Annotated in this window: 26 protein-coding genes; 14 read left to right on the top strand and 12 right to left on the bottom strand. The window is 29.5% G+C overall.

The window, feature by feature from the left end; genetic code table 11:
* Positions 1-118: 118 nt before the first annotated feature.
* From rplI to rpsF, 3 genes are read right to left on the bottom strand one after another with little or no spacing between them, the layout of a single operon-like run.
* The gene (gene rplI / locus BST83_RS05010; RefSeq protein ID WP_104808842.1) at positions 119-565 is read right to left on the bottom strand and encodes a 50S ribosomal protein L9; all 447 of its coding nucleotides are present in this window, start codon (positions 563-565) and stop codon (positions 119-121) included.
* Between the two features lie 15 nt (positions 566-580).
* Entirely contained in the window at positions 581-877 is a 297-nt protein-coding gene (gene rpsR / locus BST83_RS05005) for a 30S ribosomal protein S18 (RefSeq protein WP_104808841.1), read from the bottom strand.
* Positions 878-880: 3 nt separating this feature from the next.
* The gene (gene rpsF, locus BST83_RS05000) at positions 881-1,222 is read right to left on the bottom strand and encodes a 30S ribosomal protein S6 (RefSeq protein WP_104808840.1); all 342 of its coding nucleotides are present in this window, start codon (positions 1,220-1,222) and stop codon (positions 881-883) included.
* A 126-nt stretch (positions 1,223-1,348) separates the two neighbouring features.
* Between rpsF and BST83_RS04995 the strand changes: the two genes are divergently transcribed.
* Positions 1,349-2,236: a sterol desaturase family protein gene (locus tag BST83_RS04995; RefSeq protein WP_104808839.1), complete on the top strand. Its 888-nt coding sequence runs from the start codon at positions 1,349-1,351 to the stop codon at positions 2,234-2,236.
* A gap of 100 nt (positions 2,237-2,336) precedes the next feature.
* Here BST83_RS04995 and ald read toward each other — a convergent pair whose 3' ends face one another.
* The 4 genes from ald to BST83_RS04975 all read right to left on the bottom strand — a co-directional run bounded on the left by ald (position 2,337) and on the right by BST83_RS04975 (position 6,203).
* Positions 2,337-3,419 carry an alanine dehydrogenase gene (gene ald / locus BST83_RS04990; protein WP_104808838.1) on the bottom strand — a complete coding sequence of 361 codons (1,083 nt, stop codon included), beginning with the start codon at positions 3,417-3,419 and terminating at the stop codon, positions 2,337-2,339.
* Between the two features lie 212 nt (positions 3,420-3,631).
* Positions 3,632-4,696, bottom strand: coding sequence for a hypothetical protein (locus BST83_RS04985; RefSeq protein WP_104808837.1), 1,065 nt, complete (start codon positions 4,694-4,696; stop codon positions 3,632-3,634).
* Positions 4,697-4,849: 153 nt separating this feature from the next.
* A complete protein-coding gene (locus tag BST83_RS04980; RefSeq protein WP_104808836.1) occupies positions 4,850-5,656 on the bottom strand; it encodes a hypothetical protein in 807 nt (268 codons plus the stop codon).
* Positions 5,643-6,203: an RNA polymerase sigma factor gene (locus BST83_RS04975; protein WP_104808835.1), complete on the bottom strand. Its 561-nt coding sequence runs from the start codon at positions 6,201-6,203 to the stop codon at positions 5,643-5,645. The genes BST83_RS04980 and BST83_RS04975 overlap by 14 nt, the downstream gene beginning before the upstream one ends.
* 320 nt (positions 6,204-6,523) lie before the next feature.
* On the opposite strand from BST83_RS04975, the gene BST83_RS20475 reads away from it, so the two are divergent.
* From BST83_RS20475 to BST83_RS20465, 3 genes are all read left to right on the top strand, one after another.
* Positions 6,524-6,778, top strand: a complete 255-nt coding sequence (locus BST83_RS20475) for a carboxypeptidase-like regulatory domain-containing protein (protein ID WP_240614659.1) — start codon at positions 6,524-6,526, stop codon at positions 6,776-6,778.
* A 32-nt stretch (positions 6,779-6,810) separates the two neighbouring features.
* On the top strand, positions 6,811-7,269 hold the full coding sequence (locus BST83_RS20470; RefSeq protein WP_240614658.1) for a hypothetical protein: 459 nt from the start codon (positions 6,811-6,813) through the stop codon (positions 7,267-7,269).
* Positions 7,270-7,430: 161 nt separating this feature from the next.
* The gene (locus BST83_RS20465; protein WP_240614657.1) at positions 7,431-8,162 is read left to right on the top strand and encodes a DUF2135 domain-containing protein; all 732 of its coding nucleotides are present in this window, start codon (positions 7,431-7,433) and stop codon (positions 8,160-8,162) included.
* 115 nt (positions 8,163-8,277) lie between these two features.
* Here BST83_RS20465 and priA read toward each other — a convergent pair whose 3' ends face one another.
* Both priA and BST83_RS04960 read right to left on the bottom strand, forming a co-directional pair.
* The gene (gene priA, locus BST83_RS04965; RefSeq protein ID WP_240614656.1) at positions 8,278-10,725 is read right to left on the bottom strand and encodes a replication restart helicase PriA; all 2,448 of its coding nucleotides are present in this window, start codon (positions 10,723-10,725) and stop codon (positions 8,278-8,280) included.
* A gap of 905 nt (positions 10,726-11,630) precedes the next feature.
* A complete protein-coding gene (locus tag BST83_RS04960; RefSeq protein WP_104808834.1) occupies positions 11,631-12,821 on the bottom strand; it encodes a THUMP domain-containing class I SAM-dependent RNA methyltransferase in 1,191 nt (396 codons plus the stop codon).
* A gap of 291 nt (positions 12,822-13,112) precedes the next feature.
* Here BST83_RS04960 and BST83_RS04955 point away from each other — a divergent pair, with 291 nt between their 5' ends.
* The 5 genes from BST83_RS04955 (at position 13,113) to BST83_RS21380 (ending at position 15,453) form a co-directional block, all read left to right on the top strand.
* A complete protein-coding gene (locus tag BST83_RS04955) occupies positions 13,113-13,838 on the top strand; it encodes a class I SAM-dependent DNA methyltransferase (protein ID WP_104808833.1) in 726 nt (241 codons plus the stop codon).
* Entirely contained in the window at positions 13,835-14,512 is a 678-nt protein-coding gene (locus BST83_RS04950) for a ZIP family metal transporter (protein WP_104808832.1), read from the top strand. Before BST83_RS04955 ends, BST83_RS04950 begins: the two co-directional genes overlap by 4 nt.
* A gap of 322 nt (positions 14,513-14,834) precedes the next feature.
* Positions 14,835-15,023, top strand: a complete 189-nt coding sequence (locus BST83_RS04945) for a response regulator (RefSeq protein ID WP_104808831.1) — start codon at positions 14,835-14,837, stop codon at positions 15,021-15,023.
* Positions 15,024-15,034: 11 nt separating this feature from the next.
* The gene (locus tag BST83_RS19795; protein ID WP_170062740.1) at positions 15,035-15,196 is read left to right on the top strand and encodes a hypothetical protein; all 162 of its coding nucleotides are present in this window, start codon (positions 15,035-15,037) and stop codon (positions 15,194-15,196) included.
* A 71-nt stretch (positions 15,197-15,267) separates the two neighbouring features.
* The gene (locus BST83_RS21380; protein WP_146092192.1) at positions 15,268-15,453 is read left to right on the top strand and encodes a LuxR C-terminal-related transcriptional regulator; all 186 of its coding nucleotides are present in this window, start codon (positions 15,268-15,270) and stop codon (positions 15,451-15,453) included.
* Here BST83_RS21380 and BST83_RS04940 read toward each other — a convergent pair.
* The gene (locus tag BST83_RS04940; protein WP_104808830.1) at positions 15,431-17,614 is read right to left on the bottom strand and encodes an ATP-dependent DNA helicase RecQ; all 2,184 of its coding nucleotides are present in this window, start codon (positions 17,612-17,614) and stop codon (positions 15,431-15,433) included. The two genes, BST83_RS21380 and BST83_RS04940, sit on opposite strands and share 23 nt — an antisense overlap.
* Before the next feature lie 138 nt (positions 17,615-17,752).
* Between BST83_RS04940 and BST83_RS04935 the strand changes: the two genes are divergently transcribed.
* From BST83_RS04935 to lptB, 4 genes are all read left to right on the top strand, one after another.
* The gene (locus BST83_RS04935; protein WP_104808829.1) at positions 17,753-18,721 is read left to right on the top strand and encodes a KpsF/GutQ family sugar-phosphate isomerase; all 969 of its coding nucleotides are present in this window, start codon (positions 17,753-17,755) and stop codon (positions 18,719-18,721) included.
* On the top strand, positions 18,721-19,551 hold the full coding sequence (gene tatC, locus BST83_RS04930; RefSeq protein WP_104808828.1) for a twin-arginine translocase subunit TatC: 831 nt from the start codon (positions 18,721-18,723) through the stop codon (positions 19,549-19,551). The genes BST83_RS04935 and tatC overlap by 1 nt, the downstream gene beginning before the upstream one ends.
* Complete coding sequence (locus tag BST83_RS04925) at positions 19,526-19,873, top strand: carboxymuconolactone decarboxylase family protein (RefSeq protein WP_104808827.1); 348 nt, start codon at positions 19,526-19,528, stop codon at positions 19,871-19,873. Before tatC ends, BST83_RS04925 begins: the two co-directional genes overlap by 26 nt.
* Positions 19,874-20,017: 144 nt before the next feature.
* Positions 20,018-20,761 (top strand): LPS export ABC transporter ATP-binding protein, encoded by a 744-nt coding sequence (gene lptB, locus BST83_RS04920; RefSeq protein WP_104808826.1) that lies wholly within the window; start codon positions 20,018-20,020, stop codon positions 20,759-20,761.
* 371 nt (positions 20,762-21,132) lie between these two features.
* Here lptB and BST83_RS04910 read toward each other — a convergent pair whose 3' ends face one another.
* Positions 21,133-22,338, bottom strand: coding sequence for a sensor histidine kinase (locus BST83_RS04910; RefSeq protein ID WP_104808825.1), 1,206 nt, complete (start codon positions 22,336-22,338; stop codon positions 21,133-21,135).
* Positions 22,339-22,350: 12 nt separating this feature from the next.
* Positions 22,351-23,076, bottom strand: coding sequence for a CDP-alcohol phosphatidyltransferase family protein (locus tag BST83_RS04905; protein WP_104808824.1), 726 nt, complete (start codon positions 23,074-23,076; stop codon positions 22,351-22,353).
* A gap of 94 nt (positions 23,077-23,170) precedes the next feature.
* Here BST83_RS04905 and BST83_RS04900 point away from each other — a divergent pair, with 94 nt between their 5' ends.
* On the top strand, positions 23,171-24,154 hold the full coding sequence (locus BST83_RS04900; RefSeq protein WP_104808823.1) for a YheT family hydrolase: 984 nt from the start codon (positions 23,171-23,173) through the stop codon (positions 24,152-24,154).
* The last annotated feature ends 9 nt before the right edge of the window (positions 24,155-24,163 follow it).

Below are 24,163 nucleotides of genomic sequence, written 5' to 3'. Positions count from 1 at the left end.
GTTTTTGTTTCATCTTGTTTGAGTGTTTTGAGTTTTAATCAAAGGCCAAAATAGGACAAAAAAAAAAGCCTACTAAAATTTAGTAGACTTTTTATTAACAATTTTTTAACAATTGATCTTATTCGGCAATCACTTCAAAAGTAATGTCAGCAACTACTGCTCTGTGCAATCTTACAGAAGCTTCGTATTTACCTAATCTTTTTACAGAACCACCAACAACTTTAATAAATTTCTTGTCTAATTCTGTTCCTGCTTTAGCAAGTGCTTCAGCTAAATCTATATTGTTTACAGAACCAAATAACTTGTCTCCTGAACCAACTTTAGAACCAATTTTAATTTCATATCCTTTAATTGTTTCCGCTACTACATTCGCATCTTCAATTAATTTAGCTTCTTTGTAAGCACGTTGTTTTAAATTCTCTGCTAATACTTTTTTTGCAGATGAAGTAGCTAAAACTGCTTGTCCTGTAGGGATTAAAAAATTTCTAGCATATCCGTTTTTAACGTCTACGATATCATCTCTAAATCCTAAATTGTCTACATCTTGTCTTAATATCAATTCCATGTCTCTACTTCTTTATTATTTTAACATATCTCCAACGTAAGGCATTAACGCTAAATGACGCGATCTCTTAATTGCTTGCGCAACTTTACGTTGATATTTTAGTGAAGTTCCTGTTAAACGTCTTGGTAAAATTTTACCTTGTTCGTTTACTAAATACATTAAGAAGTCTGCATCTTTATAATCGATATATTTAAAACCTTTCTTTTTAAATCTACAGTATTTTGCTTCTTTTTTAGTGTCTATATCTAATGGCGTTAAATATCTAACGTCAGCAGATTTACCACCTTTTGATTGTTGTTCTATTGTTGCCATTTCTTATTTTTTAGTAGATTTAACACGTTCAGTTCTAACTTTAGCCCAAGCAGCAGCATGTTTGTCTAATCTAACAGATAGGTAACGCATAATGCTATCATCTCTTCTAAATTCTAACTCAAATGCAGAAATTTCTTCTCCAGCTATTTTATACTCTAACAAGTGATAAAAACCACTTTTCTTCTTTTGAATTGGGTATGCTAATTTCTTTAAGCCCCAATCTTCTTTTGAGATCATTTCAGCTCCTTTGGAAACTAAATAATCTTCGAACTTTTGTACTGTCTCCTTTATCTGAGTATCAGATAAAACGGGATTCAAAATGAAAACAGTTTCGTAATGATTCATAAATTAAATATTTATTGTTTATTTTTGAGGATGCAAATATACATACTTTTTTATATTAAAAAGCATCTTTTTACCTTAAAAAATATATAACAAGAAATTATACGATTAACAAACTAAAATACTGATATGCAAATACCTGAAATACCAAATTTAATTCATTACGCAATTCCTTTTTTTATTTTAACTGTTATTATTGAAGTTATCTTGACTGTCAAAGTAAAATTAGAAGAATATGATTTTAAGGATTCTAGCACTTCTATTTTAATGGGTTTAGGAAATGTTTTTCTTGGTGTAATTGCAAAAGCAATAGTTTTAGTCATCTTTTTGTTTCTATATAAATATAGAATTTTTACTATTTCATTTGCTTGGTGGTCCTGGATTTTATTGCTATTTGTAGAAGATTTAACCTACTATTGGTTTCATAGAATTAGCCATGAAAGCAGGTTGTTTTGGGCGAGTCATGTAGTGCATCATTCCTCTAAAAAATACAATTTAAGCACCGCTTTAAGACAAACCTGGTCTGGCGGTTTCTATACCTTCGTTTTTTGGCTTCCTTTAGTTTTGATAGGGTTTCATCCTGTAATGGTATTAGTGCAAATGTCTATAAGTTTAATTTATCAATATTGGATTCATACAGAATTGATAAAAAAAATGCCAAAATGGTTTGAAGCGGTTTTTAACACACCAAGTCATCACAGAGTTCATCATGCTACAAACCCTCAATATTTAGATAGAAATCATGCAGGTATTTTTATTATTTGGGATCGCCTTTTTGGCACTTTTGAATTAGAAGTAGAAAAACCAGTATATGGTTTGGTTAAAAACATTGAAACTTACAATCCCTTAAAAATTGCTTTTATTGAATGGTATCAACTGTTTGTTGATTTTTTTACCTCAAAAACATCCATCCTCAATAAATTTAAATATTTCATAAAACCTCCTGGATGGAAACATGACGGAACAAGCGTTTTATCAAAAGATTTGAGAAAAGAATGGGTTGAAAAAAACCAATAAACTCGTTGTCTAATGAGTGAAACCGAACATAATTTAAAATTCCGATTCCACTCAAATTGACAACAAAAACTATCTTTAGTTCGTTTGTATAACTTTTATTCTAATCAAAAAGACCTTTTAATTCTTTGTAAACAATTTTACCTTTTACAATGTTTAACCCTTTTGATAAACTGATATCTGATTCACAAGCTTTTTCCCATCCTAAATTGGCTATTTTTAAGATGTAGGAAAGTGTCACATTTGTTAAAGCAATGGTAGAAGTATAAGGAACGGCTCCTGGCATATTTGCGACACAATAATGCACAACATCATCTATAATATATGTAGGATCTTCGTGTGTAGTTGCTTTTGTAGTTTCAAAACAGCCTCCTTGATCTACTGCAACATCAACCACAACAGTTCCTGGTCGCATTTCTTTTAGCATATCTCTAGTAATTAATTTTGGTGCCTTACCTCCTTTTACTAAAACTCCTCCAATAATTAAATCGTGTGTTTTTATAAGTTGTCTTATACTATATTCACTTGAAAAAGCAGTAATAACATGATTTGGTAAAATATCATTTACATAACGTAAACGCTTCATATTAATATCCATAATTGTTACATGAGCTCCTAAACCTGCAGCCATCTTTGCTGCTTGAACACCTACCACTCCTGCTCCTAAAATTAGTACTTTTCCAGGTGCTACTCCTGGAACACCGCCCAATAAAATTCCACGCCCTTTAATTGGTTTTTCTAAATATTTTGCCCCTTGCTGCACTGCCATTCTTCCTGCAACTTCAGACATTGGTGTTAATAATGGCAAAGTACCTTCATCATCTTCTACCGTTTCGTAAGCAATACAAATCGATTTACTTTCAATCATTGCTTTTGTAAGAGGTTCACTTGATGCAAAATGAAAATACGTAAAAACAATTTGATTTTCTTTAATAAGCGGATATTCTGATGCAATTGGCTCTTTCACCTTTACAATCATTTCACTTTGACTGTAAACTTCTTCGATGGTTGATAAAATGATTGCACCAACTTTAATATAATCCGCATCAAAAAAACCACTTCCTTCGCCGGCTGTATTTTGAATAAAAACAGTATGATTTTTTTTAGTTAGTTCAAAAACTCCTGCAGGTGTCATACCAACCCTGCTTTCGTTATTTTTAATTTCTTTGGGAATTCCAATTTTCATGTTGCTTAATTTGAATATTTAAGCACGTAAATTTATGTGGTTTTTTTTTCAATTTAAGATAAAAATTCAGCTTTTCTAATTTTTATGAATCCTACATAATTACATCAAAATACTATTTAATTCTTACAATATAAAGCGGATTTTAAACAATTAATAAAAGCCAACTTTTTACAGTTGGCTTTTATTTGATACTTGAAGAAAACGAGCTATAATTAATTCAAATCTAAACGAATTCCTAAAGAAATATTTCTAGTATCAGTATTTTTAAATAAAGAATTCATATCATACTTTGCATAAAAACTAGTAGATTTATATCCTAAATAAGCACTTAATCCATAATTAACAGTATTCATATTAAAGTTATCAAACTGAACTTCTTCTACATCCAATCCATTTATATCATTATATTCTAAATATTGTCTTGTTCCTAATTTAAAACCAACAAAACCACCAACTCCAAGACGAATCGCATTATTTGTTCTGTCTTTTACGCGTCCATCCTTATCTGTTTTATTTTTTGATAAATCCCATTCTAAATGCATAGGGAAGTTCATTTGCACATGTCTTAATCTGCTTTCTGATAATTGATTTCCATAAGTCTGAATTTCTGTATCATCTCCGTTTTTAACATGAATTCTATTCTCTTTTAATCTTAAATTATTCCAAAGAAAAGAAACCCCATATTTAAAATAAACCTGCGAAGGATCTTCCATTAAACGTGTTTTCCATGTCCAACCTACTTCATAAAAATGCGATTGCCAAAACTGATATTCAGAATCATTTAAAGAAGATAATTTATCGTTATTTAAAACATTGTTAACACCCATTGCAAATACAAATTGCGTCGATGTTCTTCTACTTGTTTTATTAAATATTTCCTTTTTAGAAACACTATCAATATCTTCGTCATTTTTTTCATCATCTTTAAATGTAAGTTTAAAAACTTTATTACCAATGGTAAATGTATTGTCATCATCTTCATTATCTGTTAATTCTTCAAAACTTGCTATCTTTCCGTTGGTTTTATCTTGTACCAATAATTGCAACAAACGTTCTTGTTCGCCAACCAATTTTTCAATCTTTCTTGCATGATACTCCGCAACTTCTTGCTTTAAAGTTCCCGAAGTTTCCTTGGTAATTTCACCTGCTTCTAGCTTATTATCAATGTCAATTATTTTCGCTTTTAAAGAATCTTTTTGCTGATTGGTAATATTTTCTATTCTTTTTGATATTTTAATCACTTCTTTCTCAAATGTTTTTTCTTGAGATTGCGCCATAGTTGTACATAACAACACTATAATTAGTAGTATTTTTTCATTTTATTAATTTTAAAATTTTGTAATTTATTTTTAACTTGGTCTTCTGATAACTTTGTCTCTAGCTTTAATTAAAACGTCTTTTAATATAACTAAAAACTGTTTATCAATTATTTAATCGTTTCTACTTGCAATTACCGTCGCAAAATCTGATATTTTATTCTTTAACGATTTCATAAAGTTATTCTGAAAATCATCATCATCAATTGTACGTTCTACTTCTGCCAAAATAGTTTCTGGATTTACTTTAATATTCGATTTTTTGAGCTCACTTTTAATCGTTCTTAAAATATCTTCTCTATCTAAACGATGTCTTGCATAATAGGTTTTTACCTCTATTTTGTTGTGAGTAACAGCGTACAATAAATCAATACTATTTATTTTAATTCTACTGTTTGGGTTTTGCTGTAAGGCTTCTTTTTTTACTTCGGATGGTTTCTTATCTAATAAGTTATTATCCACATTTGCTTTTATAATTTGTTCTTCATTTTTAGCAATAAGTATCCTGCTTTCCTTTGGATAAGATTTCGGACTCTTCACAACAACATTTGTGTTTTTAAGAGTACTTTTTATTTCCTTCTCGCCGACTTCATTACCATTTACAAGCGCTTTTTCAACAGGAATTTCGTTCATAAAGTTGTTCGTTTTTTTATCAATTATAGGCGTATCAATTGGATTCACAACTATAATTTCTTTCATTGGCTTACCTTCTGTCGTATTGTCAGAAAAAAATTGAAATCCGATTGAAACCAATAACAAAATACTCGCTGCTGCACCTATATAAAGAAACCAACCTTTTTTCTTTTTCTGTGGTTGTTCGTCTAATTGCGCAGACAAACGTTCCCAAGCGGAAGCTGAAGGTTCAAAAGTTCTATTAGCAAACTTTTCTTTTATACTTTTATCTATATTATTTGTCTCCATTAATCGTCTTATTCATTTTAATATAATTCTCTTGCAATAATTTACGTGCTTTAAACAATTGCGTTTTTGATGTACTTTCAGAAATGCCTAATTGTGCTGCAATTTCTGAATGTTTATAACCTTCTATGGCGTATAAATTAAACACCATTTTGTATCCGTCTGGCAATCTATCAATCAGTTTTTGAATGTCTTCTACAGAAGTGTTTTCTAAACTTTCTGTAGCTGTATCATTAAAAACATATTCTTCATCAGATAAATCTAACAAGTTTTTTTTGCGGAGATAAGAAAGACAGGAGTTTACCATAATTCTTCGAATCCAACCTTCAAAACTACCTTCGTTTTTAAACTTATGTAAGTTGGTAAAAACCTTTAAAAAACCCTGTAAAAGTAAATCTTCTGCGTGATGTACATCTTTTACATATTGCCTACAAACACCTAACATTTTAGGAGAATGTTGCTCAAACAATTGCTGTTGCGCATCTCTGTTATTGGCTATCACTTTTTTAATGAGCGATGTTTGGTTGTTATGTAATGATATAATTTTCACGCCTTTCGTTTCTGTTTTTACTGCCTTACAAATATATAGACTACAAAAGTTTTAAAAAGGTTGCCTTGGAGGAAAAAAATTAAACTTTTTTTATGAATACCTTTAATATTTGAAAATAAGGTGTTGTATTTATATATTATAAGAACAGAAAAAGTTAGAAAACTTCGAGTCCTTTTAAGTAGCATCTAATTTTACGGATACTGTATGCCATTTATAATTTCAGAAAAAGTGTACAGCTTTCATAATAAATACTAATTTTATTTTTAATCTAAGGTATTGCCTAAATTTTATTAATTTAACATTCATTAAAAATGACAATTATGAAAGAAAAACTATTCATCTTCTTACTATTAATACCGCTTTTTTTGTGTTCACAAACAGAAAAAGAATCAGAATACAATACAATTTCAGGTTTTATATCTTATCAAAACAATTGGCTATCAAATGTTACTATTTTTGTTGAAGGCACTATGAGATATACAGTAACAGATTCTAAGGGATTTTATAGTATTAATGTAAAACCCTTAGAATCTATAAGCTTCAGTTATGTTGGATTAAAAAAGTATATGTATTAATTGAAAAAATTACAAGTGTTCTTAATATCAATATGGAAATTGAAAACACTAGAGAGGAACTAAGGCTTAATAAAACCTTAAAATTAGGAGACGGTACTATTGGTGATTATCCTTCTGCATATATGATTAAGCAGATTGAAGGAGATAGTTTAAATAAAAATGCTACTTCATTAACAAAAGCCATTCAAGATAAAATTCCTGATTTGAGACTACGAATTAACGAATTTGCTGAAGAAGTTTTATATATAAGAGGACAAGAATTAGAAGGACCTGCTATTTGGATTTTTGATGGAGTTTCTTTTGATATTCCACTACCTGTTTACATCTCTGAGGTAAAAGAAGTTTTCGTAATAAATTCCAAAGAAACTGGTTTTGTAATTAGAGTAAAAACCAATATTGATTATTCGAAAGTAAAAGATATTGATTATGATAACTATTATTTTACCAATGCAGAGTATTATGCAAATGATGCCATTAAATACAAAAAATAAAATCAAAAACACCAATATATATAGATGAGTATCAAAAAAGAGCAAATTCAAATAAAGCGTTAAGCATATATCTAAACCAATACTCAAAATATAAAAATGAACCTAATTATCATTTTGAACTGCTTAATTATTTTAATAGGGAAAAATACAGTAAAAATATCATGTTAAAAGTTCTTTCAGATTTTGAAAACTTCGCTGCCAATAATCCTGAAGATCTCAAGGGAATTGCTTACAAATATCAAGAACTAGATGAACAGGAAAAAGCTTTATCCGTTTATAAGAAAATAATAGAATTAAGACCTAATTATTTGCAATCCTACAGAGATTTAGCGAATACTTTTTTAATCTTAAAAGAATATAGAAATCTATGGCTTGCTTACAATTACTTTCTAAATAAAGGTTATAAAATTGAAGATAATGACATTAGCGAAATTATGACTTCAGAAATAATAGCTGCTTATAATCTAGATAAAGAAGATCAAAGTAGTCGCAGAAAAATTAAAGTAAACAATCCGAACAAAAATATTGAAAGCGATGTTAGAATAGTTTTTGAATGGAATACTTCTGAAGCAGAGTTTATTCTTGAATTTGTAAATCCTAATTTACTAACGTATACGGCTGAAAATTCTTCTAACAACAATAATGATTTAATAATTGATCAAAAAAAGAAAGGTTATACATCTAAAGAAATATTTATAGAGGATTTAAAAGAAGGACCTTGGCAAGTAAATCTCACCTATTTAGGAAACAAACAATACTCGCCAACAATTTTTAAAGTTACAACCTATTATAATTGGGGAAGACCAAATCAACGTGAAAAAATAGATGTATTTGATTTTAATTTACAAAATATAAAAATGGAATTATTAAAATTGAATAGACGTTTTCTTTAAAAGCAACTTTTGTTTACGCACCGTTTTTTAAACCTTTTTTTTAGAAACAAAAGAAACAATTATTAAGAAGTCAAACAAAGACAAACTACATAAAAATGAACAACTAACTATTAATCTAATAAGCATCTACGTCAATTATAAACCGAATTGGTCTAAAATCTTTCACAGCTTCAAACGAATTTCTAATTTTTGAAACATGGTTTTTAGTATTTGTTAAATTTTGTTTTGGCGGAATTTTAATCACAATATTCTTTATAAACTGATTTCTAATTCGTGAAACTGCCGGTGAAGTCGGACCTAAAACATTTTCTCCGAATGAATTGTATAAAGATTTAAAAAGCCAATTAACTCCGCTATCAACTTTGTTATAATCTTTGTGTTTTAAAGTGATTTTTATCACTCGATAATATGGCGGATATTTATATTGCCAGCGTTCTTGCAACTGCTCTTTGTACATTTCTGTGTAACTTGTTGTAGAAACTTGCTGTAATATTTTATGAAAAGGATTGTAAGTTTGAATCGCTACATTTCCTTGTTTTTTACTTCTTCCTGCTCTACCAGAAACCTGCACCATCATATCATAAGCACGCTCATGCGATCTAAAATCGGGGAAGTTTAACATAGAATCTGCATTTAGAATTCCAACCAAAGTAACATTGTCAAAATCTAACCCTTTTGATAACATTTGTGTACCGACCAAAACATCAATTTCTCTGGCTTCAAAAGCACCAATTATTTTCTGATATCCGAATTTTCCACGAGTGGTATCTAAATCCATTCTTCCAATTTTAAAATCAGGGAAAAGTTCTTTTAATTCCAACTCAATTTGTTCTGTTCCAAAACCTTTGGTATCTAAAGTATTGCTGCCACAAGCGCCACAACTATTTGGCATTGCTCTCTGGTAATTGCAATAATGACAACGTAATTCGCTCCTAAATTTATGAAATGTTAGCGTTACATCACAATTTGGGCATTGAGGTGAAACTCCGCAAGTTTTACACTCGACAACTGGAGAAAATCCACGTCTATTTTGAAACAATATTACTTGTTCTTTTAAGTCTAAAGCCTCCTGAATTAATTTGAGCATTCGATCAGAAAAATGACCGTTCATTTCCTTTTTCCGATACTTCTCTTTCACATCAATCAACTCAATTTTGGGTAATAAAACATTTCCATGACGCCTATTTAGCTCAACAAAACCATATTTTTTTTGTTGCGCATTATAGTAACTTTCTAAAGACGGAGTTGCAGAACCTAATACTATTTTTCCCTTATGAATTTTAGCCAAAACAATTGCCGCATCACGTGCATTATATCTTGGCGAAGGTTCAAATTGTTTGTAAGAAGTTTCATGTTCTTCATCAACAACGATTAAACCTAAATTAGAAAATGGTAAAAAAATGGAAGATCTTGCGCCTAAAATAATTCTAGCTTTTGTTTTATTTTCTAAAACATTATTCCATACTTCTACCCTTTCATTCATAGAATATTTAGAATGGAAAACAGAAATCTGATCACCAAAATAAAATTGTAAACGGGTAATAATTTGTGTGGTTAATGCAATTTCTGGCAACAAAAACAAAACTTGTTTACCTTGATCTAAAACTTCCTGAATCAGCTTTGTATAGACTTCTGTTTTACCCGAACTTGTAATTCCGTGTAAAAGTGTTACGTCTTTTTCTTTGAAAGTTTCTTTAATTTCTACAAGTGCTTTTTGTTGATGTTCATTCAACTCTTTTAAATCATTTGTATCGCCTTTAAACTGAATTCTATCTGTTTGAATTTGATAAAACTCAAAGATATTTTTATCAACTAAAGACTTTAAAATTGATTGCGAAACTTTTGTTTTCTTTTCTAAATCTTTAGCTTTTATTGGTTTTTTAGTTGATAATAATTGAAAAAAACCTAAAACTGCTTCTCGCTGTTTTTTTGCATTAGATAATTCTTCTAACAAATTCCCAAGGGAATCATCATCAGCATAATCAGTATGTAAACGAATGTATTTAACTAATTTTGGTTTGTATTGCTCGTAAATTTCTTCCTTAATATAAATAGCAGATTTTTTTATCAGCTCGTTTACAATGGGCATTACTTTTTTATTTCCTAAAATATCTGCAACTTGATGTATGGTTAATTGAGATTGATGCTGCAACGCCTCAAAAATCAGAAACTCATCATCCTCTAAAACAGATTCCTCTAAAAAAGCATCATTTTTATACACAATAGTTTCACTTTCTAGTAAAAAAGCAGATGGTAAAGAAGCTCTATACACATCACCCAAAGAACACATATAGTAGGTAGAAATCCACTGCCAATGTTTTAATTGAAGCTCATTAACAATTGGTTTTTCGTCTAAAATCTGAAGAATTTCCTTAGCTTCGTATAAAATTGGCGCAGTTTGATGGATGTTAAAAACCAAACCGGTATACATTTTAGTTTTACCAAAAGAAACAGCCACGCGCATTCCCTTTTGCAAAAAATTTGCTTCATCTTCAGTTACAGAATACGTAAATGTTTTCTGAATTGGTATTGGTAATATAATGTCTATAAAATGCAATGTCACTTTAAATAATTTTACGGTTATACTGAGTAAAATTGTATCGAGAAGTCATCTTTAAAAAAGTGTTCGATACAATCCCGTACAAAAACAGGATCACGCAAACAGACCATTCGTACTAATAATTTCACCCAAAACTACATAAAATTCGCTACATTGTGATCAAAAATCACGAACAAATGGAAGAAATACAGAAACTTATTAATTACTCTGTAACTTCCAAAAATGTATTTGGTGCTGAATAAACTACAAATCCAGTTGTGAATTTAACAACTAAGTATAATTTTACGCAGATAATTGAACTAAAAGAGTTCATGCAGAACAAAAATTAGAAATAAAAATTAATATTTACATTTAAGAAACATGGGCAAACTTTTAAAAGACAAAAGTTAGGACGATATATTGCGAGACTTACAACTTATGGTTTTAGACAAATTAAAGACAAATTTAAAAGAGCAAATTTAAATCCAGAAATTCATACCAACTAAGATATTAATAAAGTTTGGGACAAATCAGATACTTCCGAAGGTAAAAATGAAATTATTATTTTAGGTAATTTTATAAATGAACACTATATATTTTGGCATAGATGGGTAAAGAGTTTAAAAGAAATAGAGTCCCTATAAAATTAATTATAGGAAGATAAGACTCTGTTAATAAAAAGTCTACGCCAGATCCTTTAGCTAAAAAAATTAAAGAAATTGAAGTTTTATGGATTGAAAACTATGAACGTAATCCCAAGTTAGAAAGTCCGAAAGAATGGGTTGAATCAGTACTGAAAGCATAAAATAAATACCAAAAATTATACAATTACAAATGTGTAAATCATCTAGATTGGAAAAATAAAAGTAAATTTATATCCGTTTTTTGTAATAACATTTTTGTTACTGACAAAGGGAAATCAAAAAAAACTATTCTTCTTCTTCTTCTGAACTAAAATCAGTATTGTTCTTTTTAAATTTACGTGAGCCTTCATATAAATCATATCTTACAAATTTACAGTCTAAATCGCCGTTTCGTAAATCAATTCTTTTAGAAGTTCGCAAGCCAACATTTTTCAATGCCTGAATATCCGAGGTGATAAACCAAGCTGTAGAATCTGGATAATTGTGTTTTAAAGTATCGCCAATTTTTTTGTAAAACTCTTGTGTATCGACATTTAAACGCTCACCATAAGGCGGGTTAAACAAGATGGTTGTTTTACCAAAAACCTCTTTGGTAGAGTTAAAAAAGTTAACGTGATGCACACCAATAAACTCATCAAGGTTCGCTTCAATAATATTTGCTTTTGCCTTTACAATAGCGGATGGCGCTTTATCAAAGCCCATAATTTTAAAATGGGAACTTCTAATTTTCTTTAAAAGTGCTTCTTGTATTACAAAGTATAACTCCTCATCATAATCTTTCCAGGTTTCAAAACCAAAACGTTTTCTGTTAATATTTGCAGGAATATTATTGGCAATCATTGCGGCCTCAATTAAAATTGTACCCGAACCACACATGGGATCAATAAAATTTTCCTCACCTCTATAACCAGATAACAAAACCATACCAGCTGCCAAAACTTCGTTTATTGGCGCAATATTGGTTGCTGTTCTATACCCACGTTTGTGCAAAGAATCTCCAGAAGAATCCAGAGAAATAGTTAAAAGATCTTTATTTATATGTATGTGGATTTTTAAATCTGGGTAATCTACATCAACATCAGGCCTTTTGCCAAAATTATCTCTAAAATAATCTGCAATTGCATCTTTCGATTTTAGTGCAATATAATGTGAATGATTTGGTAAATTTTTAGAATTAGATACGGCGCCTATTGCGAAAGTGCCATCAATATCTAAATATTTTTCCCATTTAATCTTTTTTACAGTATCGTATAAATCTTCTTCATCGTAGATTTTAGTTACTTTAATCGGTTTTAAAATACGAATAGCAGTTCTTAAAGCAATATTTGCTTTGTACATAAAACCTTCATCACCTTTAAAAGAAACACTTCTTATAGATTCTTGAACGTCTTTTGCGCCTAAATTTGTTAATTCTTCTGCTAAAACACCTTCTAAACCAAACATGGTGGTTGCCACCATTTTAAAATCTTTATTCATACTTGTAAAATTGACTGCAAAAGTACATTTTATATCTAGGAAAACGAACCCTGAATTCACAAATTTTCAGCAATACCAAAGTCTTAAATTAATTTAGGATAAAGCAAAACCCAATTTTATTTTATCATTTTTTAAAGATTAAAGTAAATAGTATCAAAACAGATTTTGTGCAACGTAAGATTTAGTTACTTTTACAGACTTAAAGTCCATAATGTACATTTGACAACAAAAACCAATATCAACCACTAAAAAACTATTTTTAAACACTTGGTTATTGCAAATTTTATAAAAATGAAAACAAAAGATTGGTTTACAGATTGGTTTAACACCCCTTATTACCACGTGCTTTACAAGGATAGAAATAATGAGGAGGCGCTGTTATTTATGAAAAATATAACTACCTTTTTAGCATTGCCAAAAACCACTCATATTTTAGATTTACCTTGTGGTAAAGGTAGGCATGCAGTTTTTTTAAATTCTTTAGGATATAAAGTTACTGGTGGAGATTTATCTAAAAACAGTATAAAATATGCGCAAGAGTTTGAGAACGATTCTCTAAATTTTAGCGTACATGACATGCGAAAACCTTTTAACAATCAGTACAATGCGGTTTTTAATTTATTTACCAGTTTTGGTTATTTTGAAGATGACAAAGATGATATTCTAATTCTGCAAAACATTAAAGATGGATTGAAAAAAGACGGTGTTTTTGTGTTCGATTTTTTAAATGCCGAATTTGTAAAAGCAACTTTAGTTGCTAAAGAAACTAAAATTGTAGATGGAATTACTTTTAATATCACAAGAGAAATTAAAGATGGTTTCATACTAAAAAATATTTCTTTTTTTGCGGATGATGAAAATCATTCTTATACAGAAAGAGTAAAATATTTAGAGGCAAAAAAAATGAAAGCTTATTTTGAAAAAGTAGGTTTTACAATCACCAATATTTTTGGAAATTATAACTTGTCTACCTTTGATGCACAAACATCCAAAAGATTAATATTAGTAGCAAAGTGAATTACATAATACTCCTTTTATCTGTTTTAGTTGGTTCTTTATTGGTTTTAATAATAAAACCCGGCAACAAAATTGTACGATTATTATTGGCGTTTAGTGGTGCTTATCTGCTATCTGTAACCATTTTACATTTATTACCAGAGGTGTACACAGTTCATACTGATGCCAAAAGAGTAGGTGTTTTTATTTTAGTAGGAATCATTTTACAATCGGTTTTAGAGTCATTTTCTAAAGGTGCAGAACATGGTCATATTCACATTCATTCTGATGGGAAAGAATTTCCTACATTACTATTTGTGAGCTTGTGTATTCATGCTTTTTCTGAAGGATTGCCAGTTCATAATGCTGATAGTAATTTATTATGGGCAATTGTAGTGCATAAAATACCTATTGCAATTGTGTTAACCACGTTTTTAATAAATACCAAATATCCTAAAAAAACTGTTTTTGGTTTTCTTTTTTTCTTCGGATTAATGAGTCCTTTAGGTGTTTTAGTTGGGGATAAAATTCCGTTTTTTACAGAGTATGCAACAGAAATTACCGCTTTAATTATTGGTGTTTTCTTACACATTTCTACGATTATTCTTTTTGAAAGTTCTGAAAACCATACGTTTAACTTACAAAAATTTACAGCGATTCTTTTAGGTGTTATTTTAACAATCGTTACTTTATAATATTTCACGTATTTTTAGTTAATTAAATATACCTATTTGTGGGTATAAGTATACTTATACCTTTTTTGGATATTTGAGATAAATTACTAACTCATAAAAAAAGAGAAATGGCACAATCTAAAATTAAAAGTATGCAATGTGTGCATTTTAAAATAGCTAAAAGAATCGTAGATTCTTATTCTAATTATTTTTAAAAAAAATTCTTTACAAGTCCTTTTGACCAAGAGCTAAATTCTTAGAAAGTAAGGATTAAAATTGGCTATCTGTTTATTTTTATCCAAAGGTAATTCTAAGGTTGATAAAATTTTAGAAAAATTAGTAGGTGACGGTTGAACAATCTTTTTTTGAATTTGATTATGAAATCAGCTTTATTGGATCCTTAAATAATGGCGAAGAGTTAGTAAAATTAGTTTCACGAAAACAACCAAAAATAGTAATTACTGATCCAAGAATGCCAAGAATGGATGGAATCCAAGCAACAAAGATTATCAACAAAAATGCCCACATATAAAAATCTTAGCAATGACAATATTTGATAAGCCAGAAGCAATAAAACAAATGTTAGATGCTGGTACAACTGGTTCTATTTTGAAAAACTCAGGAATTAAAATGTTATCAAAAGCAATTGTTGCAATTACCAATAGTGAATTTTTTTTAATCCAAATGTGGCTTTTAATTTTATAAATAGTTATGCAGACGATAATGTAACGTTAGATAATACTTCTAAAATTATTTTTTTAAACAGATAAAAAGAAATTTTAAACCTAATTGCAAATGCTACTAATTCTGAAAAATTTGCTGAATTCTTATTTATTGCTAAAACTAGGGTTGATGCTCATAGAAAAAATATGATTTATAAATTAGACTTAGCGTCTGGCGGTGATCTAATTAAATATGCTATTGATAAAAAATATAAATTTAATTCGCTACTTCATTTATAAATTTAATTCGCATTAAACGTAATTCTTCTTCATCATAATCCCCCTCAAATTCATCTAAAGCTTCCTGAATTTTATCAGATTTTGCTTCCATAAAATAATCGTGAATTTCTTCTTGCTGTTCTTCATCTAATAAATCATCTAACGCGTAATTTATATTTAATTTTGTTCCAGAAAAAATAATCATTTCCATTTCTTTAATTAATTCACTCATTTCCAAACCTTTAGACTTCGCAATATCATCTAAAGGCAATTTTCTATCTGTATTCTGAATGATATATAATTTTAGCCCAGAATTAACACCTGTACTTTTTACAATTAAATCATCTGGCCTTAAAATGTCATTTTCATCAACATAAGTTGTAATCAACTTTACAAATTCTTTACCAAATTTTCTTGCTTTTCCTTCACCTACCCCATGCACTGTGCAAAGTTCCTCTAGTGTTATTGGATATTTTAAAGCCATATCATCTATAGAAGGATCTTGAAAAACTGCAAAAGGAGGCAGACTTTGTTTCGCTGCAACACTCTTTCGTAAATCTTTTAATAATTTTACAAGTTTTTCATCCGCAGCACCTCCAGAAAATTTTGAATTTGAAATAATCAAATTATCACCATTTTCTATATATGAATGATCTTCTGTCATCATAAATGAAGTTGGATTTTTTAAATAACCTTCCCCTTCTTTATTTAACTTTATCACTCCATATTGTTCAATCTCTTTTTTAATAAAATTCACAACTAATACTTGACGTAAAAGTGCCATCCAGTAAGGAGCCGTTTTTTCTTTTCCAATTCCAAAAAATGGCTGTAGGTGCGTTCTATGAGACGTTAAAAGTGCATTTTCTTTACCAATAATTGTATTTACAACTTCTTTAGATTTGTATTGTTGCAAAGTATTTTTCACTACAGAAAGTAATTTAACAACATCTTCTTTAGCTTCATTTTTTTTCTTCGGATTTCTAGAGTTGTCATCCATATCTGCCCCATCTCCATGAACATCGTCAAATTCTTCACCAAAATAATGCAATAAATATTTACGTCTGTTCATAGAAGTTTCTGCATAACCAACAACTTCTTGTAACAAAGCATGACCAATTTCTTGTTCTGCAACTGGTTTACTAGACATAAATTTTTCTAACTTTTCAATATCTTTATAAGCATAAAAAGCCAAACAATAACCTTCACCATCATCTCTGCCCGCTCTACCGGTTTCTTGATAATAACTTTCTAAACTTTTTGGAATGTCGTGATGTATTACAAAACGCACATCTGGTTTGTCAATTCCCATTCCAAAAGCAATCGTTGCAACGACAACATCGCAATCTTCCATTAAAAACATATCTTGATGCCTCACCCTAGTTTTTGCGTCTAAACCTGCATGATAAGGAACTGCTTTAATTCCGTTTACCTGTAAAATCTGAGCAACTTCTTCAACCTTTTTTCTACTTAAACAGTAAATAATTCCTGATTTTCCCTCTCGTTGTTTTACAAAACGAATAATATCTTTTTCTACTTCTTTCGTTTTTGGTCTAACTTCATAAAATAAGTTTGCTCTATTAAAGGAAGCCTTAAATCTGTTTGCATCTGTAATACCTAAGGTTTTTAAAATATCTTCCTGTACTTTTTCTGTTGCTGTCGCTGTTAAACAAATAACAGGTACACTATCTATTGCTTTAATTATGTGTTTTAAATTTCTGTATTCTGGTCTAAAATCATGCCCCCATTCTGAGATACAATGCGCTTCATCAATAGCAACAAAAGAAATTTTTTGAGTTCTTAAAAAAGTAACATATTCTTCTTTAATAAGCGATTCCGGTGCTACATATAATAGTTTTGTAATTCCGCTTGCAATATCTTCTTTTACTTGATTTATTTCTGTTTTATTCAAAGAGGAGTTTAACACATGTGCAACTCCATTGTGCTCAGAAATACCTCTAATTGCATCTACTTGATTCTTCATCAATGCAATTAATGGTGAAACCACTATAGCAGTGCCTTCTGCCATTAAAGCCGGTAATTGATAGCAAAGTGATTTACCACCGCCTGTTGGCATTATTACAAAAGTATTTTCGTTATTTACAATACTTTTAATAACCTGCTCTTGTAATCCTTTAAACTTGTTAAATCCAAAGAATTTTTTTAGAGGACCATGTAAATCCATATATATTAATTTTCAATTTTTATTAAAGAAAATAAAACCAATTACTATAAAGTTTCAAGAAACTTTTTTTTGTAGTAAATTTGCTCGTTTTCTATATATAAAGATATAACTTTTTTTATTCTGATAAAAACATAAAGCTTGAAAGATAAATCTAACATTATTGCGAATGCAAAAAGAACAATTTTAGCAGAAAGCGAGGCTATTGCTAACTTGGCAAATTTTATAGATACTGCTTTTGAAAAAGCAGTTACCTATATTTACAAATCTAAAGGGCGAGTAATTGTCACCGGCATTGGCAAGAGCGCCAATATTGCTGCTAAAATTGTAGCCACATTTAATTCTACAGGAACTCCTGCCGTTTTTATGCATGCTGCCGATGCAATACATGGAGATTTAGGCACTGTTTTAAAAGATGATGTGGTAATTTGTATTTCAAAAAGTGGTAACACCCCAGAAATAAAGGTGTTAGTACCGTTAATTAAAAATTATGGAAATAAAATTATTGCTATTACTGGAAATGTTGATTCTTTTTTAGGTAAAAGTGCGGATTTTGCATTAAATACTTTTGTCGAAAAGGAAGCTTGCCCTAATAATTTAGCTCCAACCACTAGTACAACTGCACAATTAGTTATGGGTGATGCGTTGGCGGTTTGTTTATTAGAATTAAAAGGGTTTACAAGCAAAGATTTTGCAAAATATCATCCAGGTGGTGCTTTGGGAAAACGTTTATATTTAAGAGTTTCTGATCTGATAAAAAATAACCAGCTTCCAAAAGTTTTAGAGAATGATTCTATTGCACAAGTAATTATAGAAATTTCAGAAAAACGTTTAGGAGTCACTGCTGTTTTAAAAGATGATAAAATTGTTGGAATTATTACCGACGGAGACATTAGAAGAATGTTAAGTAAAACTACAGAAATCAATAATTTTAAGGCCAAAGACATCATGGGTAAGGACCCAAAATCTATTCATAAGGATGCGATGGCTATAGAAGCTTTAGATACTTTAGAAAATAATAGTATTACTCAGATTTTAGTAAAAGATGATGATAATAAGTATGTAGGCGTTGTACATTTGCATGATTTAATTAAAGAAGGAATTTTCTAATGGCAAAAAAACAAGAGGAAATGTCTTTTTTAGGACATTTAGAAGAATTAAGATGGCATTTAGTAAGAAGTTTTTTAGCCATATTTATTTTAGCATTTGTATTCTTTATTTTTGCAAAGGAAGTTTATGATAATTTTTTACTAGCGCATATTCAACCAGACTTTATAACGTATCGATTATTTTGTGATTTCTTTAATTTTTTTGGAATGGATAGTGCCTTTTGTACTATTAATTTTGCTGATAAAAAACTACAAAGTATTGAAGTTACCTCACAATTAATGAACTCCATTTGGTCTTCGTTAATTTTAGGATTTATAGCCTCTTTCCCTTATATATTATGGGAACTTTGGCGCTTTATTGCTCCTGGATTAACCAAAAAGGAGATAAATAATTCTAGAGGATTTATATTTATTGCATCTTTCTTATTCTTTCTTGGTGTACTGTTTAGCTTTTATGTAATAGCACCTATATCCATTCAGTTTTTATATAATTACCAAATTACGGATGCTATTGAAAATAGTTTTACGCTAGAATCTCATATAGGACTAGTTACCAACATGTTAATAGGAGTTTCTATTTTATTTGAACTGCCAGTTTTAATTTATTTCTTAACTAAAATCGGCTTAGTTACACCAGAATTTTTAAAGAGATACAGAAAACATGCTTTAGTGCTTGTTTTAATTGTCGCTGCAGTTATTACACCACCAGATATTGCAAGCCAAGTTATAGTTGCCATACCTATACTTATTTTATATGAAATAAGTATCATAGTTTCAAAAAGAGTAATTAAAAAACAACAAAAAAATGCCAACAAAAGTCCAAGAGTTTAATGAGTATCGTCAAAAAATGAACCATAAAATTTTAGCTTCTGATAATAAAGTAATTAAAAGAATCTTTAATTTAGATACAAATGCATATGCTGAAGGTCATTTATCAGTAAAAACAAAAGAATTATTAGGTTTAGTAGCATCGGCAGTTTTAAGATGTGATGATTGTATTGCTTATCACTTAGAAACCGCATATAAAAACGGCGTTACTAAAGAAGAAATGATGGAAACAATGTCTATAGCGACCTTAGTTGGTGGTACAATTGTTGTTCCGCATTTAAGAAGAGCTGTTGAATTTTGGGAAGCACTAGAGAGAGAAGTATAATTGTATACCTGTTTAAATGTGTAATTGTAATTGTAAACAATGTTTAAGAATGCTTTAAGATTCTTAGATATATTATTAATTATATTTACACCAATTAGCAATTAAACTTTTCCAAAATAAAACAATTACACATATTTTAAATATATGATTTTAAGAGCAGAGAACATTCAAAAAATATACGGAAGTAGAAAAGTTGTGCAGGATATTTCTTTAGAAGTTAAGCAGGGTGAAATAATCGGACTATTAGGTCCAAACGGTGCCGGAAAAACTACTTCTTTTTATATGATTGTTGGCATGGTAAAACCAAACGCTGGTCGTATTTTTTTAAATGAAGAAGAAATAACTGATGATGCCATGTACAAACGTGCACAAAAAGGTATTGGTTATTTAGCCCAAGAGGCGTCTGTTTTTAGAAAATTATCTGTAGAAGATAATATTTTGGCTGTTTTGCAATTTACAAACTTATCAAAAAAAGCACAAAAAATAAAGTTAGAATCTTTAATTGAAGAGTTTAACATAGGTCATGTTCGTAAAAATAGAGGTGATTTACTTTCTGGTGGAGAAAGACGTAGAACCGAAATTGCGCGTTGTTTAGCTTCTGACCCTAATTTTATTTTATTAGATGAACCTTTTGCAGGTGTAGATCCTATTGCTGTAGAAGATATACAAAGTATTGTTGCGCAATTAAAAAATAAAAATATTGGTATTTTAATTACCGATCACGATGTACAAGCAACTTTAGCGATTACAGACAAAACGTATTTAATGTACAATGGAAGCATCTTAAAAGAAGGAACTCCAGAAGAGTTGGCTGCGGATGAAATGGTGCGTAAAGTATATTTAGGTAAAGATTTTGAGTTAAAAAAGAAGAAATTTTTTACTCCTTAAAACTATCAAAATGCCAAAGAATTCCAGACGGGTCATGTAAAAAGAATTCTTTTCCCTAATCATTATGTACAATTTTAGCGGGTTTAACTTTCGTATATTTTGTGGTGAAATTTTTTTCTTGAATTGTATTAAAATACGCTTGAAGGTTTCTACTTCTAAAAATAGTATAGAATTATCTACCCAATCTTTTACGAATGCTTTTTGTAAATAAAACCCAAGTTTTTCATCAATTTTAAAATTAGACAAATTCTCTGATAAGGGGGTTTCTATAAAACCTAAATCTTTATAGAAGTTTTTAGATTCTTCAATGTTTTTTTGATCAAATAAAAGGTCATATTAATTTAAACATATCGTTTTAACCTTTGTCAAGTTTATTTTCTTTTATTAATGTAAAAATAGAAACAAACTCCTTTTTTACCATCTTCTCTTTTCTTTAAAGAAATTTCACCACCTAATCTCTTAACAATCGCTTTTACAGTTGCCAAACCAATTCCCGTATTATCATTATCTAAATCCTCTAAGGTTTCAAACATTACAAAGGCTTTATTCCAATATTGCTTTTCAATTCCTGGACCATTATCTTGGTAAGTAAAATGATATTTATGCACATCTTCTTTAAAACTTACCGCAATTATGGCCTTTTTTTCATTAGAAAATTTTCTAGAATTCGAAATTAAATTTTGGAAAACTTGTAAAAGTCCTATTTTAGAACTAAATATTTGCAAATCTAAATTTGCAGAATCTAAAAATAATCTTTCCTCAAAATCAATGTTATTTACAATGCTATCTATAAGCTCTTTTAAATTTAACTCTTCATACACTATATTCTCACTTGTTACTTTAGAGTAATTTAAAATCTCGTTTATTAAAGTATCTATATAAACAATTCTGTTAGAAATTAAATTTAAATGCCCCTCTGCTTCCGTATCTTTAAAGAGAGCTATATGATCTTCTTTTAAAACATTCAACAAAAAATAGATACCATTAATTGGTGACTTTAGATCATGTGTTAATCTGTAAGCAAAATTATTTAACTGCTCATTTAACTTTTCAACCTTTTTATTAGAAGCTAACAGTTCTTTATTCTTTTTCCTTAACTCTAAAAGTCGTACCACTTGTTTTGATAATAGTAATAAAGATTCTTTTTGATTTTCGCTAAGTATTTTAGGTTTATTATCAATAACACATAAGGTTCCTAAAGGATAACCTTCTGCAGTATTTAAAGGAGCCCCTGCGTAAAAAACTACTTTAGGATCTTCAGTTGTTAATGGGTTGTCAAAAAAGCGTCTGTCTTTCGTAGCATCATTTACGATAAATAACTCATCCGGTTTTAAAATAGTATACGCACAAAAAGCAATATCTCTTGGTGTTTCTATAAGGTTTAGTCCTTTACTAGATTTAAACCATTGTCTACTTTCATCCACTATAGTTACTAGAGCTATTGGGGTGTCACAAATACCAGCAGCTATTTTTGTAATCGCATCATATTCTTCTTCGGGTAAAGTATCTAAAATATTGTAATTTTTTAAAACTTTTAACCTTTCTTTTTCATTCTGGGGGATTTTAGCTGATTTCATTTTTATTATAATTTACAAAAATCTTTTTTTAAATACTGATAAAAGAATATACACCATGATGATTAATGGAATAGCGAGAAAGTTTAATTTAAAAATCAATAGCACTGAAGCTATCAGAAAAATGTATTTTATATAATTGTTCTTAAAAGAATACTCTTTAAACTTTAACGAAAATAAATGCAATTCTGCATTCATTAAAAAGCTTAAAACACAAGTCAAAGCAATTAAAAAGTAATTATTACTGATCAAATCATTTACAAATTCCACTTCTGAATGCATTCGTATTAATGGTAAAGAAATTACGAATAAACACATTGCTGGTGTTGGCAAACCTATAAAAGAATCCGTTTGTCTTGTATCTAAATTAAAACTTGCTAATCGATAACAAGCGGCTAAAGTTAAAATTAACCCAATAAGTGGTATGTCTAATATTTGCTCAGTTTTCATCTCTAAACTATTCTCCACAACTAAATTGCTTTGTATTAATTTAAACATTATAATACCAGGCACAACGCCACTTGTAACCATGTCTGCTAAGGAATCTAATTGTTTACCTAACTCTCCACTTACCTTTAATAAACGTGCAATAAAACCATCAAAAAAATCAAAAATAATTCCAATTAACACAAATATAGCTGCAGTTTTAAAATCTCCATCAACAGCAAATATAACTGCAACTGTGCCGGCAAGCAGATTACCTAACGTTATGTAATTTGGAATTTGGTTTCCTAAGCGCATAATAAGTTTTTTTCAATGGTAAAAGTAAGTAATCAAAATTAGCTAATTTTCTAAATAGTTATTTTTTTGTCATATTTGTAAAAAATAAAAACCTATGCCAGTTTTTTCTTCAGATTTTCTGCCAACTATGCCGTTTAGAAACGGTTATTTTAATACCACTTATAGGCCGCTTTTTATGAAGGATAAAGCAACCTATACTAGAAAAAGGATTTCCACTTGGGATCGTGATTTTTTTGATTTAGACTTTTCGTTTGTTGGTTCTAAAACCTTAATTTTATTGATACACGGCTTAGAAGGAAGTTCTGACTCCAAGTATATGGCTTCTAGCGTTAATCATTTAAAAAAGGAAGGCTTAGATACTGTTTGTTTCAATTTAAGAGGTTGTAGCGGCGAAGATAATTTGTTACTTTCTACCTATCACAGCGGAAAAACAGAAGATGTAGATTTTGTGGTAAATTATTTATTAGAAAATTATAATTATAAAAATATTGTTATTGTAGGTTTTAGTTTAGGAGGCAATTTAACGCTAAAATATATTGGTGAAAAAGGAGAAAATATTTCACCAATAGTTAAAGGCGGAATTGCAGTTTCAGTACCCATTGATATTGGCTCTGCAGAAATTGAAATGGATAAATTAAAAAACAAATTATTTATGGAAATGTTTTTTAAAACAATGAAAAACAAACTTTTAGAAAAAGCATACAAATTTCCAGAATACAAATTAGATCAAGGTAAACTTTTTAAAGCAACCAAGTTTAAGCACTTAGAACATTTATACACTGTGCCAGTTTTTGGTTTTGAAAGCCCAGAAGATTATTGGGAAAAAGCAAGTTCAAAGCCGCATCTTTTAAATATCAAGAAACCCACTTTACTCATCAACGCTAAAGATGACAGCTTCTTATCAAGAGAATGCTATCCTTATGAAGAAGCAGAAAATTCTAAATTTTTCTTTTTTGAGGAAACAAAATTCGGTGGTCATGTTGGTTTTATGACATCGTTTAAACCTAATGAAAACAGATGGTTAGAACATAGAATCGAGCGATTTATAAAAGAAAATATTCAATTAGATATTTTATAAACAATATCT

The organism is Polaribacter filamentus, assembly GCF_002943715.1.
GTDB classification, from domain to species: Bacteria; Bacteroidota; Bacteroidia; order Flavobacteriales; family Flavobacteriaceae; genus Polaribacter; species Polaribacter filamentus.
This window is presented reverse-complemented; position numbering and strand designations above follow the sequence as displayed.

Excerpts from the sequence above, each read along its gene's own strand:
- rplI (WP_104808842.1), bottom strand. The coding sequence starts at position 565 with ATGGAATTGATATTAAGACAAGATGTAGACAATTTAGGATTTAGAGAT.
- rpsR (WP_104808841.1), bottom strand. The coding sequence starts at position 877 with ATGGCAACAATAGAACAACAATCAAAAGGTGGTAAATCTGCTGACGTT.
- rpsF (WP_104808840.1), bottom strand. The coding sequence starts at position 1,222 with ATGAATCATTACGAAACTGTTTTCATTTTGAATCCCGTTTTATCTGAT.
- BST83_RS04995 (WP_104808839.1), top strand. The coding sequence starts at position 1,349 with ATGCAAATACCTGAAATACCAAATTTAATTCATTACGCAATTCCTTTT.
- ald (WP_104808838.1), bottom strand. The coding sequence starts at position 3,419 with ATGAAAATTGGAATTCCCAAAGAAATTAAAAATAACGAAAGCAGGGTT.
- BST83_RS04985 (WP_104808837.1), bottom strand. The coding sequence starts at position 4,696 with ATGGCGCAATCTCAAGAAAAAACATTTGAGAAAGAAGTGATTAAAATA.
- BST83_RS04980 (WP_104808836.1), bottom strand. The coding sequence starts at position 5,656 with ATGGAGACAAATAATATAGATAAAAGTATAAAAGAAAAGTTTGCTAAT.
- BST83_RS20475 (WP_240614659.1), top strand. The coding sequence starts at position 6,524 with ATGAAAGAAAAACTATTCATCTTCTTACTATTAATACCGCTTTTTTTG.
- BST83_RS20470 (WP_240614658.1), top strand. The coding sequence starts at position 6,811 with ATGGAAATTGAAAACACTAGAGAGGAACTAAGGCTTAATAAAACCTTA.
- BST83_RS20465 (WP_240614657.1), top strand. The coding sequence starts at position 7,431 with ATGTTAAAAGTTCTTTCAGATTTTGAAAACTTCGCTGCCAATAATCCT.
- BST83_RS04960 (WP_104808834.1), bottom strand. The coding sequence starts at position 12,821 with ATGAATAAAGATTTTAAAATGGTGGCAACCACCATGTTTGGTTTAGAA.
- BST83_RS04955 (WP_104808833.1), top strand. The coding sequence starts at position 13,113 with ATGAAAACAAAAGATTGGTTTACAGATTGGTTTAACACCCCTTATTAC.
- BST83_RS19795 (WP_170062740.1), top strand. The coding sequence starts at position 15,035 with ATGACAATATTTGATAAGCCAGAAGCAATAAAACAAATGTTAGATGCT.
- BST83_RS04940 (WP_104808830.1), bottom strand. The coding sequence starts at position 17,614 with ATGGATTTACATGGTCCTCTAAAAAAATTCTTTGGATTTAACAAGTTT.
- tatC (WP_104808828.1), top strand. The coding sequence starts at position 18,721 with ATGGCAAAAAAACAAGAGGAAATGTCTTTTTTAGGACATTTAGAAGAA.
- BST83_RS04925 (WP_104808827.1), top strand. The coding sequence starts at position 19,526 with ATGCCAACAAAAGTCCAAGAGTTTAATGAGTATCGTCAAAAAATGAAC.
- lptB (WP_104808826.1), top strand. The coding sequence starts at position 20,018 with ATGATTTTAAGAGCAGAGAACATTCAAAAAATATACGGAAGTAGAAAA.
- BST83_RS04910 (WP_104808825.1), bottom strand. The coding sequence starts at position 22,338 with ATGAAATCAGCTAAAATCCCCCAGAATGAAAAAGAAAGGTTAAAAGTT.
- BST83_RS04905 (WP_104808824.1), bottom strand. The coding sequence starts at position 23,076 with ATGCGCTTAGGAAACCAAATTCCAAATTACATAACGTTAGGTAATCTG.
- BST83_RS04900 (WP_104808823.1), top strand. The coding sequence starts at position 23,171 with ATGCCAGTTTTTTCTTCAGATTTTCTGCCAACTATGCCGTTTAGAAAC.